11 protein-coding genes and 1 tRNA gene are annotated in these 13,568 nt (G+C 64.8%); 4 read left to right on the top strand and 8 right to left on the bottom strand.

Annotation, left to right across the window (positions count from 1 at the left end; genetic code table 11):
• Positions 1 to 15 precede the first annotated feature (15 nt).
• Positions 16 to 1,209, bottom strand: a complete 1,194-nt coding sequence (dinB, locus tag BHE01S_RS13705; RefSeq protein ID WP_042264832.1) for a DNA polymerase IV — start codon at positions 1,207 to 1,209, stop codon at positions 16 to 18.
• A gap of 157 nt (positions 1,210 to 1,366) precedes the next feature.
• Between dinB and BHE01S_RS13700 the strand changes: the two genes are divergently transcribed.
• The gene (locus BHE01S_RS13700) at positions 1,367 to 2,077 is read left to right on the top strand and encodes an aspartate/glutamate racemase family protein (RefSeq protein ID WP_042264829.1); all 711 of its coding nucleotides are present in this window, start codon (positions 1,367 to 1,369) and stop codon (positions 2,075 to 2,077) included.
• A gap of 90 nt (positions 2,078 to 2,167) precedes the next feature.
• Here the strand turns inward: BHE01S_RS13700 and BHE01S_RS13695 are convergent.
• Positions 2,168 to 2,244, bottom strand: a tRNA-Met gene (locus tag BHE01S_RS13695).
• 149 nt (positions 2,245 to 2,393) lie between these two features.
• Positions 2,394 to 2,936, bottom strand: coding sequence for a PadR family transcriptional regulator (locus BHE01S_RS13690; RefSeq protein ID WP_042264826.1), 543 nt, complete (start codon positions 2,934 to 2,936; stop codon positions 2,394 to 2,396).
• Positions 2,937 to 3,129: 193 nt separating this feature from the next.
• Here BHE01S_RS13690 and BHE01S_RS13685 point away from each other — a divergent pair, with 193 nt between their 5' ends.
• Positions 3,130 to 4,119, top strand: a complete 990-nt coding sequence (locus BHE01S_RS13685; RefSeq protein WP_042264975.1) for an NAD(P)H-dependent flavin oxidoreductase — start codon at positions 3,130 to 3,132, stop codon at positions 4,117 to 4,119.
• A 64-nt stretch (positions 4,120 to 4,183) separates the two neighbouring features.
• Here BHE01S_RS13685 and BHE01S_RS13680 read toward each other — a convergent pair whose 3' ends face one another.
• Positions 4,184 to 4,804 (bottom strand): 2-hydroxychromene-2-carboxylate isomerase, encoded by a 621-nt coding sequence (locus BHE01S_RS13680; RefSeq protein ID WP_042264822.1) that lies wholly within the window; start codon positions 4,802 to 4,804, stop codon positions 4,184 to 4,186.
• 100 nt (positions 4,805 to 4,904) lie between these two features.
• Between BHE01S_RS13680 and BHE01S_RS13675 the strand changes: the two genes are divergently transcribed.
• Entirely contained in the window at positions 4,905 to 5,633 is a 729-nt protein-coding gene (locus BHE01S_RS13675) for an SDR family oxidoreductase (RefSeq protein WP_042264820.1), read from the top strand.
• Between the two features lie 83 nt (positions 5,634 to 5,716).
• Positions 5,717 to 6,502: an exodeoxyribonuclease III gene (gene xth, locus BHE01S_RS13670; protein WP_042264818.1), complete on the top strand. Its 786-nt coding sequence runs from the start codon at positions 5,717 to 5,719 to the stop codon at positions 6,500 to 6,502.
• 9 nt (positions 6,503 to 6,511) lie between these two features.
• Here xth and BHE01S_RS13665 read toward each other — a convergent pair whose 3' ends face one another.
• The 4 genes from BHE01S_RS13665 to glnA all read right to left on the bottom strand — a co-directional run bounded on the left by BHE01S_RS13665 (position 6,512) and on the right by glnA (position 13,171).
• A complete protein-coding gene (locus BHE01S_RS13665; RefSeq protein ID WP_042264815.1) occupies positions 6,512 to 8,605 on the bottom strand; it encodes a prolyl oligopeptidase family serine peptidase in 2,094 nt (697 codons plus the stop codon).
• A 117-nt stretch (positions 8,606 to 8,722) separates the two neighbouring features.
• A complete protein-coding gene (gene ntrC, locus BHE01S_RS13660) occupies positions 8,723 to 10,306 on the bottom strand; it encodes a nitrogen regulation protein NR(I) (protein ID WP_042264812.1) in 1,584 nt (527 codons plus the stop codon).
• A gap of 75 nt (positions 10,307 to 10,381) precedes the next feature.
• On the bottom strand, positions 10,382 to 11,524 hold the full coding sequence (glnL, locus tag BHE01S_RS13655) for a nitrogen regulation protein NR(II) (RefSeq protein WP_042264810.1): 1,143 nt from the start codon (positions 11,522 to 11,524) through the stop codon (positions 10,382 to 10,384).
• 231 nt (positions 11,525 to 11,755) lie between these two features.
• Positions 11,756 to 13,171: a type I glutamate--ammonia ligase gene (glnA, locus tag BHE01S_RS13650; protein WP_042264808.1), complete on the bottom strand. Its 1,416-nt coding sequence runs from the start codon at positions 13,169 to 13,171 to the stop codon at positions 11,756 to 11,758.
• Positions 13,172 to 13,568 lie beyond the last annotated feature (397 nt).

The raw sequence follows: 13,568 nt of genomic DNA, 5'->3' as shown, positions 1-13,568 counted from the left end.
CTCTACGCGAAGGCGTCACACGAGCGCGATCGGGCCATCGTCTTCCGCGGGATCGGCGTCGAAGAGCGCGAACTGCCCGCGCAGCGCGGGGTTCTCCTCTTCGAGCCGCACGCCCACGCCGAGCAGACGCACCGCCAGCTTGCGCCGCGCGAGCCCTTTTTCGAGCATCAGCAGGAGGGTGCGCACATCGGTGGCATCGGCGACGCACTCGACCGTCGTGCGCTGAAAGTTGGCGAAGCGGATCTTCACGAAGAGCTTGCGCACCGCGTGTGCGCAACCCGCGCGCTCGATGCGCGCGTCAAGCTGCAGCGCAAGACGCTTGAGCTCCTCGCTGCATGCTTCGAGCGTGAACAGATCGTTCACGTAGGTCGTCTCGACGCTTACCGACTTGCGCTCCTGATCGGCGCGCACGGGCCGGTCGTCCATGCCGCGCGCGAGTTCGTAGAGCCGCTTGCCGAACACGCCAAAATGCCGATGCAGATCGAACAGCGACCACGTTCGCAGTTGCGCGCAGGTGGCGAGCCCGAGGCTTTCGAGCTTCGCCGCCGTGACCTTGCCCACGCCGTGAATCTTGCGCACGGGCAGCGCGGCGACGAAGGCGTCGACCTCAGGCGGACGCACGACGAAGAGGCCATCGGGCTTGTTCCAGTCCGAGGCGATCTTGGCGATGAACTTGTTCGGCGCGACGCCGGCCGATACCGTCACGCCCACGGTTTCGCGCACGCGCGCGCGAATTTCCTCGGCGATCAGCGTCGCGCTGCCCTTGCAGCGCGAGGCGCGCGTGACGTCGAGATAGGCTTCGTCGAGCGAAAGCGGTTCGACGTCGGGCGTGTAGTCGCGGTAGATCGCCATGATCGCGCGCGAGGCGGTGCGGTACTTCTCCATCGCCGTGGGCAGGATCAGCAGCTCGGGACACTTGCGCATGGCGAGCGCCGACGACATCGCCGAATGAATGCCGAAGCGCCGCGCCTCGTAGTTGCAGGTGGCGATCACGCCGCGCTGGTCGGGCCGTCCGCCCACCGCGAGCGGACGGCCGCGCAATGTGGGGTCGTCGCGCATTTCGACCGACGCGTAAAAGCAGTCGCAGTCGCAATGGATGATCTTGCGGGCGGCGGCTAGTGCCGTTGCGGAGCGCCCGGGAGTGGGCGCAGGCGGCGGCGCGAGGTCGGAGGAAGGCGCGTTCACGGTCCCGATACTGTACAAAAACACAGTGCCATTTTCAAGACGAGTGTCCGTGCCCTTTTCTCTGATTCCGTACCGCTTCGGATTGGCCAGACCGTCTCTGGACTGCTGGCTGCGCGAGCCTATACTCGGGCGGACTAACTTGTCCGCGAGAGTAAGGAACGAATCGATGAAAACAATCGCGATGAAAACGATCGGCGTGATTGGCGGGATGAGCTGGGAATCGTCGGCCGAGTATTACCGGCTGCTGAACCGCCACGCGAAGGCGCGTCTGGGCGGCCATCACAACGCGCGCAGCCTGATGGTGACCGTGGACTTCGCGCAGGTCGAAGCGCTCCAGCGCGCGGGCGACTGGGACGCGCTGGGCGCGCAGATGGCCGAGGCCGCGCAGCAACTCGAACGCGGCGGCGCCGATATCGTGCTGCTCGCGACGAACACGATGCACCGCGTGTGCACGGCGATCGAGGCGGCGATCTCGATCCCCTTTCTGCATATTGCGGACCCGACCGGCCAGGCGTTGCGCGCTGCGGGCTTCACGCGAGCGGGCCTGCTCGGCACGCGCTACACGATGGAACAGGACTTCTACGTGGGACGCTTGCGCGAGGCGCATGGTATCGAAGCGATCGTGCCGAACGAACAGGATCGCGCGGACGTGCATCGCATCATCTACGACGAACTGTGTCACGGCAAGGTGGATGCGCAATCGCGGCGCGTGTATCAACGCGTGATCGAAGACCTTGCGGCACGCGGCGCGCAGGCGGTCATCCTCGGCTGCACGGAGATCACGCTGCTGATCGGGCAAAGCGATTCCACTCTGCCGGTGTTCGACACTACCGCGTTGCACGCGCAGGCCGCGGTGGATTGGGCGATTGGGGGCGAGGCAGGTGCCTCGTGATGGCGCATCGTTATTCGATGCTGCAGAAAACAAAAAACCCGCTCAGAGCGGGTTCATTGACTGGCACGAGGCCTTGCTGCTTAAGACGTTTGGTTGCGGGGGTAGGATTTGAACCTACGACCTTCGGGTTATGAGCCCGACGAGCTGCCAGACTGCTCCACCCCGCGTCCGTCAGAGAAAAGTATTATAGGGGGCATGGGCCGCAGCGTCAAGGGTCTTTTTCATACGATTGAAACATCACGAGCCTGGACATCGCCAGGCAGGCAATCGCGAAATAATCGCGACACGAGAATTAGTTCGGACAACCTGGCAAATCTCACTGTGCCTGCCCGGACTCCACCAGCGGCCGCAACTCTTCCGCCCAGGCAAGCCACATCTCCTGCGTATGAATGCCCGCCTTGAGGATCGCGTACTGCAACTGCTGCCCGCGCGTGAGCGAAGCCGCGCCGAAATCGCGCCGCTCGATTTCCCGATACGTCGCGAGCCGCGCGCGATTTTCTTCGATCAGCCGCGCGAGTTCCTCGCCGAGGCCAAGCGGCCCGATCACGGCGTCGGCACGCAGCTTGAGGAGAAACACGTTACGCGAATCGAGGTCGAGCGCAGTCTCGCGCACCCAGCGCGCCACTTCATCGCGCCCCACCGGCAACACGCAATACACCTTCTTGCGCGACGCCGCGGCCGTCTCGTCCTCGACGACCGACACCCACCCCGCCTCGACCATGCGGCCCAGTTCGCGATAGATCTGCTGATGCGTGGCGTGCCAGAAATAGCCGATCGCGCGATCGAAGCGGCGCGCGAGGTCGTAGCCCGACGAAGGCTTTTCCAGCAAGGCGATGAGGATGGCATGCGGCGTCGACATGCGGCGATTCTAAACCACGCCCCGCCCGATGCCGGATCTGTTGCGGATCGAATTTCCCCTCTATGCAACTGGTTGCATAGTTTCGACGGCTTTGCTATGTTTGAACCTGCCAGCCGGCGCGCACGCCGGCGCATCGAATCACGCGAAGGCAGCCGCACCCAGCGGCCGCCTCAGTTCAGTCCAGGAGATATGGATGTCCCTGCCCGCAGTGCTGCGCCGCGGCCTGTCGATTCCGGTCGTCGGCTCGCCCCTTTTCATCATTTCGAATCCCGATCTCGTGATCGCCCAGTGCAAGGCGGGCGTCGTCGGCTCGTTCCCCGCGCTCAACGCGCGGCCCGAGCCCGTGCTGGGCGAATGGCTCGATCGCATCACCACGGAACTTGCCGAGTACGACGCGAAGCATCCGCACGCCCCGGCGGCGCCCTTCGCCGTCAACCAGATCGTGCACAAGTCGAACGACCGTCTCGAACACGACCTCGGCGTGTGCGCCCAGTACAAGGTGCCGATCGTCATCACGTCGCTCGGCGCGCGCGAAGAGGTCAACCACGCGATCCACGCATGGGGCGGCATCGTGCTGCACGACGTCATCAACAATACGTTCGCGAAGAAGGCCATCGAGAAAGGCGCGGACGGCCTGATCGCCGTGGCCGCCGGCGCGGGCGGCCATGCAGGCACACTCTCGCCGTTCGCCCTCATCCACGAGATTCGCGAGTGGTTCGACGGCCCCCTGCTGCTCTCGGGCGCGATCGGCAACGGCAACGCGATTCTCGCTGCGCAGGCGGCGGGCGCCGATCTCGCCTACATCGGCTCGGCGTTCATCGCCACACATGAGGCGAACGCCGTCGACGCCTACAAGCAAATGATCGTCGAAGGCGGCGCGGGCGACATCGTGTACTCGAATCTCTTCACGGGCGTGCACGGCAACTATCTGCGCCAAAGCATCGTGGCGAGCGGCCTCGATCCGGAGGCGCTGCCGCAGTCGGATCCTTCGGCGATGAATTTCGGCTCGACGCGCGTGAAGCCGTGGAAGGACATCTGGGGCTCGGGCCAGGGCATCGGCGCGGTGAAGAGCGTCGTGCCGGCCGCTGAACTCATCGCGCGTTTGAAGCGCGAATACGAGGCGGCGCGCGTGCGTCTGGGCGTGCTCAGCACGCCGCAAACCGAGGAACACGCCGCGCCTTGATACGCGGCGCGAAGCGGGAGCGATCATGCCGCGTCCGCCCCGCCTCGCGATGCATCGCCGCGTATCATGCGCGCGCCTTCACGCGCGCGATCTCCTCTTCGACATCGCGCAACTGATCCTTGCCGAAGTACATTTGCTCGCCGACGAAAAATGTAGGCGAGCCGAACGCGCCGCGCTCGAACGCCGCCTGCGTGTTCGCAAGCAGCGCGGCTTTCACATCGGCGTCCTGAACCGCCGTTTCGAACGCCGTCGCGTCGAGGCCGTCCGTCTCAAGCGCCGCGCGGATCACGGCGGCCTCGTCCATCTTGAGGCCCTCTTCCCACATATGCGCGAACATGCGGTCCACGTAGCGCTCGAACGTGCCGTTGCGCTGTGCCGCAATCGCGCCGCGCATGATTTGCAGCGTATTCACCGGAAAGTGCGGATTGTGCCGATAGGCGGTCAGCCCGTGCCGCTCGATGAAGCGCCGCATCTCCAGCATCATGAACTTCTGCTTGTTCTCAACGCCCGCGAACGCCTCGCCAGGCGAGCGATTGCCGCTCAGCTTGAAAAGGCCGCCAAGCAGGATCGGCACATACTCGACGCGCACCTGCTGGCGCGCTTCAATACCGCCGATCACCTTGTGGCACAGGTAAGCGTTAGGACTGCCGAAGTCGAACAGAAACTGCACCGCGATGTCACCCATCGTGTCTCCCCCATGTGAATTTGCGCACCTTTGCCCGGGCGCGCCGACGTCCTAAGATACCTGAAACCGGGCCGCCGTAATCGACAGTGAGACAAGCACCATGACGCAAAAGCAAGCCGTACTGGTAATCGGCGCAGGCGACGCCACCGGGGGCGCCATCGCGCGCCGCTTCGCACGCGAAGGCTACATTGCGTGCGTGACGCGCCGCAATGCCGACAGGCTCGCGCCGCTCGTCGCGCAGATCGAAGCCGGGGGCGGCGAAGCGCACGCTTTCGGCTCGGACGCGCGCAAGGAGGAAGACATGATCGCGCTCTTCGCGGACATCGAAACGCGCATCGCGCCCATCGAGGTGGCGATCTTCAATATCGGCGCGAACGTGCGCTTCGGCATTACCGAAACCACGGCGCGCGTTTATCACAAGGTCTGGGAAATGGCCTGCTTCGCCGGGTTCCTGATGGGCCGCGAAGCCGCAAAAGTCATGCTGCCGCGCGAGCGCGGCTCGATCTTCTTCACGGGCGCCACCGCGAGCCTGCGCGGCCGCGAAGGTTTCGCCGCGTTCGCGGGCGCAAAGCACGCGCTGCGCGCACTGGCCCAGTCGATGGCGCGCGAACTCGGACCGCAGGGCATTCACGTCGGCCAGATCATCGTCGACGGCGCGATCGATACCGCGTTCATTCGCGAGAATTTTCCGGAGCGCTACAAGCTCAAGGAACGCGACGGCATCCTGAACCCCGAGCACATCGCCGACGCCTACTGGACGCTGCACCAGCAGCCGCGCGATGCCTGGACGCACGAACTCGATCTGCGGCCGTGGCTGGAGCCATGGTGAGGCGACTGTTGCCCGCTTTGCGAAGCAGGCGATAATGGCGGCGAAGTGCACCGAACGCACACCGTCACCCTATCGAGCCTCACATGAAAATCGCCACCTGGAACGTCAACTCCCTCAAGGTCCGTTTGCAGCACGTCATCGACTGGCTCAACGAGAGCAGGACCGACGTGCTCTGCCTCCAGGAACTCAAGCTCACCGACGACAAGTTCCCGCGCGCCGATCTCGAGGCGCACGGCTATCGCAGCTGGTTCGCGGGCCAGAAGACCTATAACGGCGTGGGCATTCTCGTGCGCGAAGGCCTGTTCGTCGACGAAGCCACCGTTGTGCGCAACATTCCGGGCTTCGAAGATCCGCAACAGCGCGTGATCGCCACGACCATCGGCGACGTGCGCGTGGTGAGCGCATATTTCCCGAACGGCCAGGCACCGGGCACCGAGAAGTTCGCGTACAAGCTGCAATGGCTCGACGCCATGCACGACTGGCTCGCGCAGGAGATGCAGCGCTACCCGAAGCTCGCGCTGCTCGGCGACTACAACATCGCCCCCGAAGACCGCGACGTGCACGATCCGAAGGCCTGGGAAGGCCAGAACCTCGTCTCGCCCGAAGAGCGTGCGCAGTTCCGCCGCCTGCTCGAACTGGGCTTCGTCGATGCGTTGCGCCAGTTCGAGCAGCCCGAAAAGCTCTTCACGTGGTGGGACTATCGCATGTTCGCATTTCGCCGCAACGCGGGCTTGCGCATCGACCATATCCTGCTCTCACCCGCGCTTGCCGGGCATCTCACCGCGTGCGAAGTGGACAAGGTTCCGCGCAAGTGGGAACAGCCGTCCGATCACACGCCGGTGATCGCCACGCTCGATCTTGCGGGCTGAACACGCGCGTTACCAGCTCCCCGCGAGCGTGGTCCACAGAAAACGAAAAACGAGCGCGTCGTACTCCGCGCGCTCGAGCGAATCGCTGCCGGGGCCATGGCCGCCTTCGGTGTTCTCCAGATACCAGACATTCGCGTGCCCCTGCTGCTCCATGCGCGCGACCATCTTGCGCGCGTGCGAGGGATGCACGCGGTCGTCGCTCGTCGAAGTCGTGAACAGCGACGGCGGATACACGACGCCGGGCTTCACGTGGTGGTAAGGCGAATAGGCGGCCAGCGCGCGCGATTCTTCGGCATCCTCAGGATCGCCATACTCGTCGATCCATGACGCACCCGCATGCAGCAGCGCATAGCGCTGCATGTCGAGCAACGGCACCTCGCACACCACCGCGCCGAACAGCTCGGGACGCTGCACCATGCACGCGCCTACGAGCAGCCCGCCGTTGCTGCCGCCCTTGATGCCCAACTGCGCGGCGCTCGTATAGCCATCGGCGATCAACCGCTCGGCTACCGCGATGAAGTCGTCGAACGAACGCTGGCGATGCTCGCGCTGCGCCTCGACGTGCCAGGCGGTGCCGTACTCGCCGCCGCCGCGAATGTGCGCGATCGCCACGACACCGCCCTGCTCCAGCCAGCCGATGCCCGAGCCCACGAGATATTGCGGCGTGAGCGCGATTGCGAAGCCGCCGTAGCCCGTGAGCAGGCACGGCGACGCCTTGCGTGATTCGCCTTCGAGTACGGCCTTCGGGCCGACTACGGTGAACGGTACGCTCGTGCCGTCCGCCGAGCACGCGTGCGAACGGATGACCGTAAGCGGCCCGGCATCGAACTGCGTGGGCCAGCGGTCGAGCAATTCCCACTGCTGCAGATCGGTTTGCGCGAGATCGGCGAGCCAGTATTCGGGCGGCAGCAGGTAATCGTCGACGTCGACGAACACCTCGTCGTTGAGCGTGTCTTCGATCGGCGAAACCTCCACCTGCGAGCTCGCCCGCGCGGGGAACGACCGCGACTCCCAGCGCCACGCGCCCGCTTCCTGGTGCGGCTGCCAGAGCATCGTGCGGCTCTCTACATCGTCGAGCCAGGAAACGATCAACACGCTCAGCGTATTGGTCCAGTCACATGCCGACGTAACGGGAGTCGGCGTGAAGAGCGCCGTGAACGCACGATCGCCCGCGAGGAAGGCGTCCTCGCGAATCGCGAGCAAGGCGCCGCCCAGGTACGTCACGCCCGAAACGGTCCAGTCGAGGCGCGGCTCGAGCAACAGCCAGCCTTGCCATGCGCCCACCGATACATGGGTAGGCACGTCGTACGCCCGCCAGTCGCCGCGCTCGTCCAGACGATAGGTGTATGAATCGAAGAAGTCGACGCTGCGCACCACGTCGTGGCGCTTTTCGACGGGATCGTAGTCGCCCTCCACGCTGATGTCGTCGAACTCGCCGCTGAACACGACGGGCGCGGCGGCGAGCGCCGTGCCGCGCGTCCAGCGGCGCACCTCGCGCGGATAGCCCGAGCGCGTGAGCATCTTCTTGCCGCTCTTGCCCCCCGCGTCCCATCCCAGGTACACGGTGTCGCGATCGATCCACGAAACGATGTGCTTGCCTTCCTTCGCGATGGCGAAACCATCGTCGACGAATTCGCGCTTCACGATATCGAACTCGCGCACGATGACCGCATCGGAGCCGCCATCGGAAAGCTGGATCAGCGCGCGGTCGCCGTCCGGATAGAGGATGTCGATGCCCGCGCATACCCATGGCATGCCCTCTTTCGCGCCGAGCGCGTCGAAGTCGATGAGCGTTTGCCACTGCGGCTTGTGGGCGCGCCAGTCGGCCCAAAGCGCGCGGCGCCACAGGCCCTTGGGATTGTCTTCATCCTCCCAGAGATCGTAGGCCCACTCCTGCCAGCGGCTCGGGATCACGGGCCGCTCGCGCGGCAAGTAGGCCTGCGCGAGGCGCGTTTCGAGCGCCTCGAAACGTGCACCGCCCTGCCAGGCGGCGCGCGTGCGCGCATTCTGCGATTCGACCCAGGTCATGACGGCGGGGTCGTCGAGCGATTCGAGCGAAAGGAACGGATCGGCCTCGGCGGGCCAGGGGGAAGTCACGGGCATGATCGGTCGTCGACAGGAAAACAGCGTCGATTATGCCCTGTGTCCGCGCCGGCGCACTGCGCGCCGGGCCGGCTCGCGTGGCGCGACGCCGGCCCGATGCCCCGTGCCAATCCACGCTCATTCCAGATTGAGTTCCTGGATCTTGCGTGTGATGGTGTTGCGGCCAATGCCAAGACGCTCGGCCGCCTCGACCTTGCGCCCGCGCGTGAAGTCGAGCGCCTCGCGGATCACCGCGGCCTCGAAGCGGCGCGAGAGTTCGTCCATGACGTCGGCGCTGTTTTCGCGCAACAGACGCGCGACTTCCGTGCGCAGACCGTTCTCCCACACGCTCAGCGGCGAAACCGCGGCAGCGGCGCCGTTGGACGCGCCGAGCGCGGGCGTGCCGAACACCACGCCGCCCGGGACGCCTCCGATTGCGCCGGCAAGGCCCGCGCCGGCCGCGGCACCCGCAACCGGCGAGACGCCGGCCGCGCCATTGGCCGCCGCGCCCGCTTCGGAAGCCGCCGCGGCATCGGCGAGATGCACCGCCGCGCCCGCCGAGCCGTGCACAGGCACGAGGTCAGGCGGCAGATCCTTGATCTCGATAGTCTGCGCGGGCGCCATCACGGTGAGCCAGTTCGCGAGATTCTCGAGCTGACGCACATTGCCCGGAAACGGCAGCGACGACATCCACGCAAGCGCCTCGTCCGACACGCGCTTGGGCTCCACGCCCAGCTCGCGCGCGCTTTTCTGGAGGAAGTGGCGCGTGAGCAGCGGAATGTCCTCGCTGCGCTCGCGCAGCGCAGGCAAACGCAAACGGATCACGTTGAGCCGGTGATACAGGTCCTCGCGGAACAGCCCCTGGCGCACGCGCGTTTCGAGGTTCTGGTGCGTCGCCGCAATCACGCGCACGTTCGCACGCAGCGGGTTGTGGCCGCCCACGCGGTAGAACTGGCCATCGGAGAGCACACGCAAGAGGCGCGTTTGCAGGTCGAACGGCATGTCGCCGATTTCGTCGAGGAACAGCGTGCCGTTCTCGGCCTGCTCGAAGCGGCCCTGGCGCATGGCCTGCGCGCCGGTGAACGCGCCGCGCTCGTGGCCGAACAATTCGGATTCCAGAAGATCCTTCGGGATCGCCGCGGTGTTCAGCGCGATGAACGGACCGTTCGCGCGTGGGCTATGTCGGTGCAAGGCGCGCGCGACAAGCTCCTTTCCGGTGCCGGACTCGCCGGTGATGAGCACGGTCGCCGCCGAATGCGAAAGCCGCCCGATGGCGCGGAACATGTCCTGCATGGCCGGCGCCTGGCCGAGCATCTCGGGCGCTTCGGCGGGACGCTCGTCCCACTGCTGCTCGCCGCGCATGCTTTCGTCCACGGCGCGGCGAATCAGCTCGACGGCCTTGTCGACGTCGAACGGCTTGGCGAGATACTCGAACGCGCCGCCCTGAAACGCGGCGACCGCGCTGTCGAGGTCGGAGAACGCCGTCATGATGATGACGGGCAATCCCGGCACGCGCTCACGCACGGTTTGCAGCAGCTCGAGGCCCGAGCCGCCCGGCATGCGGATGTCGGAGACGAGCACCTGCGGGCTGTCGTGATCGAGCGCGCTCGCGGCTTCGCGCACGTTCGAAAAGCTGCGGGTGGCGAAGTTTTCGCGGGCAAGGGCCTTTTCGAGCACCCAGCGTATCGATTGGTCGTCGTCTACTATCCAGATCGGCTTCATAAGATCGGTCAGAAGTCCTGGTGGCGTGCGGTATCGGTAAATCTAAATTCAGGCTTGGCTATCGATTCAACGGATTCAACTATCGAGCGGCAGCAATATCTGAAACTCGGTGTGACCCGGCCGGCTATCCACTTCGATGAGTCCGTCGTGCTGCTGGACGAACGTCTGCGCGAGCGTGAGGCCGAGACCGCTGCCATCCTCGCGTCCGGAGACGAGCGGATAGAAGATGCGGTCGCGAATCTCCTCGGGAATTCCGGGTCCGTTGTCAGTGATATGCAAGTCCAGTGCCAGCTTGCACAAGCGTCTGGAAATCGTGACCTTGCGCGCGATGCGCGTGCGCAGTTCAATGCGCGCGTCGCCCTGGGAAATGCGTTCGCGCAGCGCCTGCGCCGCGTTGCGCACGATGTTCAGCAGTGCCTGGATCAGCTGCTCCTTGTCGCCGCGCAGGTCGGGCACGCTCACGTCGTAGTCGCGCTCGATGGTGAGACCGCGCGGGAATTCCGCGAGGATCACGGCGCGCACGCGCTCGCACACTTCGTGAACGTTCACGTCGCCGACGATATGCGGATGCCGGTGCGGCTCCAGCAGCCGGTCGACGAGCGTCTGCAGACGGTCCGACTCCTTGATGATCACCTGCGTGTACTCGCGCAGCTCGTCGCGCTGCAGCGCGCCGAGTTCGAATTCGAGCAACTGCGCCGCACCGCGAATACCGCCGAGCGGATTCTTGATCTCGTGCGCGAGATTGCGGATCAGTTGCTTGTTCACCGCCGTGAGGTCGTGAATGCGCTCCTCGCGGTCGCTGCGCAAATGCCGCTCGTTCTCGAAGAGTTCGAGCAGCACGTAATCGGGCGTGCTCTCGAGAAAACCCACGACCACATGCACGTTCAGCGGTTCGCGTCCGGGGCGTTCCAGCGAAGCGTCGAGCCGCGTCGCGTGAAAGCGATGCTCGGCGATCGAGGCGATCGTCGAGAGCAGTTCGTCCGCGTTCGAGAAGAGATCGGACCACGCCATCTGCGCGAGCTGCCGGCGCGAGAGATCGAGCATTGCCTCTGCCGAAGGATTCGCGAAGGCGACACGCAGTGTGCGTTTGTCGAGCACGAGCACGACCGTGGGCAGCGCCTCGAAGCCGGGCAACAGGCCCGACTCGACGAGCGGCGCGTCGTCGGAGAGCGGTTCGGCGTGGCCCTTTCTTGCCTTGATCAGATTCTTGAGCACCATGTTTCAGGCCGGCCGCCATGCGGCGCGCCAGCAACGGTCCTGGTCGTTAATCCTGGTCAATACGCGGGTCAACACGCGGGGCAATACGCCTCGTCGACAAACGACCAGGCGGCCCAACGAAAAAGGGACGGCACCGCCGTCCCTTGGAGACCTGACGCGCACGCGTCCTGCGAGTCGAAGAAACTGAACCGGCGCTTCGCTGTGTAGCGTGCAGCGAAGCGCCATCGCCCATTACAGCGAGTAGTACAGTTCGAACTCGACCGGGTGCGTGGTCATACGCACGCGTTGCAGTTCGCTTTCCTTCAGCGCGAGGTACGCGTCGATCATGCCGTCGGTGAACACACCGCCGCGCGTCAGGAACTCGCGATCCTTGTCGAGCGCTTCGAGCGCCTGGTCGAGGCCGGCGCAAACGGTCGGGATCTTTGCATCCTCTTCCGGCGGCAGGTCGTACAGGTTCTTGTCGGCGGCTTCGCCCGGGTGGATCTTGTTCTGCACGCCGTCCAGACCGGCCATCATCAGTGCCGAGAAGCACAGGTACGGGTTGGCGAGCGGATCCGGGAAGCGCGTTTCGATACGGCGGCCCTTCGGGTTCGACACGTGCGGAATACGGATCGATGCCGAACGGTTGCGTGCCGAGTAAGCGAGCTTGACCGGCGCTTCGAAGTGCGGCACGAGACGCTTGTACGAGTTCGTGCCCGGGTTCGTGATGGCGTTCAGCGCGCGAGCGTGCTTGATGATGCCGCCGATGTAGAACAGCGCGAATTCGGACAGACCGGCGTAGCCGTTACCCGCGAACAGGTTTTGGCCGTCCTTCCAGATCGACTGGTGAACGTGCATGCCCGAACCGTTGTCGCCGACGACCGGCTTCGGCATGAACGTCGCCGTCTTGCCGTACGTGTGCGCGACGTTGTGGACAATGTACTTCAGTTGTTGCGTCCAGTCTGCGCGCTGAACCAGCGTCGAGAACTTCGTGCCGATTTCGTTCTGGCCCTGGCCCGCCACTTCGTGGTGGTGCACTTCGACCGGAATGCCGATCTGCTCGAGCAGCAGGCACATTTCCGAGCGGATGTCCTGGAACGTGTCGACCGGCGCGACCGGGAAGTAGCCGCCCTTCGTGCCAGGACGGTGACCCGTGTTGCCGCCTTCGATTTCGCGGCCCGACGACCACGGTGCTTCATCCGAGCCGATCTTCACGAAGCAGCCCGACTGATCCGTATTCCACTGGACCGAATCGAAAATGAAGAATTCCGGCTCCGGACCGAAGAAGGCCGTGTCGCCGAGGCCCGTGCTCTTCAGGTACGCTTCAGCGCGCTTGGCGAGCGAACGCGGGTCGCGCTCGTAGCCCTTGCCGTCGGCCGGCTCGACCACGTCGCAGGTCAGCACGAGCGTCGATTCTTCGTAGAACGGGTCGATGAAGGCCGTGTTCGGGTCCGGCACGAGCAGCATGTCCGAGGCTTCGATGCCCTTCCAGCCGGCAATCGACGAACCGTCAAACGCATGACCCGACTCGAACTTGTCTTCGTCGAATGCCGACAGCGGAACCGAAACGTGCTGCTCCTTGCCGCGCGTGTCCGTGAAGCGGAAGTCGACAAACTTGACGTCTTCGTCCTTGACGAGTTGCATGACGTCGGCCACGGATTTACTCATAACCTATTCTCCTGATTAACGATTTCGGCGAACGCTGCCGCCGTCCCAATCTTGTTGATCCCCGCCGGCCGCCTCCTTTCCGGGTCCGTCCTGCTGACCCCGGCTGGCCGGCTGCGAATCGATCGGGACGTATGAAGCAGCTTCCATGCCATGCATGCGCCAACGTGGCGCAAATCCCTTTCGCGACACGCACTTGGAGTCAAAAATCGTGCGCCGCGCATTTATGGAGCCGCCAGCATGACGGCTCATCGGCACCAAATACGTGCAATCCCGGATTTGGCGCGCGAATCCCTCTTCATTATGGTGCATAACGCGTCACATGCACCATACCAATGCATCTCGCCACTTGCGTGCCGCCCAGTGCATCGCGCGGTACGGTTTTCGCCTCGTCCAGACC

It is taken from the genome of Paraburkholderia heleia NBRC 101817 (assembly GCF_000739775.1).
GTDB classification, from domain to species: domain Bacteria; phylum Pseudomonadota; class Gammaproteobacteria; order Burkholderiales; family Burkholderiaceae; genus Paraburkholderia; species Paraburkholderia heleia.
The sequence above is the reverse complement of the archived record's forward strand: the minus strand, read 5'-3'. Positions and strand labels throughout refer to the sequence as shown.

Coding starts and splice junctions, on each gene's coding strand:
- BHE01S_RS13700 (WP_042264829.1), top strand. CDS start 1,367: ATGAAAACGATCGGCGTGATTGGCGGGATGAGCTGGGAATCGTCGGCC.
- BHE01S_RS13690 (WP_042264826.1), bottom strand. CDS start 2,936: ATGTCGACGCCGCATGCCATCCTCATCGCCTTGCTGGAAAAGCCTTCG.
- BHE01S_RS13685 (WP_042264975.1), top strand. CDS start 3,130: ATGTCCCTGCCCGCAGTGCTGCGCCGCGGCCTGTCGATTCCGGTCGTC.
- BHE01S_RS13680 (WP_042264822.1), bottom strand. CDS start 4,804: ATGGGTGACATCGCGGTGCAGTTTCTGTTCGACTTCGGCAGTCCTAAC.
- BHE01S_RS13675 (WP_042264820.1), top strand. CDS start 4,905: ATGACGCAAAAGCAAGCCGTACTGGTAATCGGCGCAGGCGACGCCACC.
- xth (WP_042264818.1), top strand. CDS start 5,717: ATGAAAATCGCCACCTGGAACGTCAACTCCCTCAAGGTCCGTTTGCAG.
- BHE01S_RS13665 (WP_042264815.1), bottom strand. CDS start 8,605: ATGCCCGTGACTTCCCCCTGGCCCGCCGAGGCCGATCCGTTCCTTTCG.
- ntrC (WP_042264812.1), bottom strand. CDS start 10,306: ATGAAGCCGATCTGGATAGTAGACGACGACCAATCGATACGCTGGGTG.
- glnL (WP_042264810.1), bottom strand. CDS start 11,524: ATGGTGCTCAAGAATCTGATCAAGGCAAGAAAGGGCCACGCCGAACCG.
- glnA (WP_042264808.1), bottom strand. CDS start 13,171: ATGAGTAAATCCGTGGCCGACGTCATGCAACTCGTCAAGGACGAAGAC.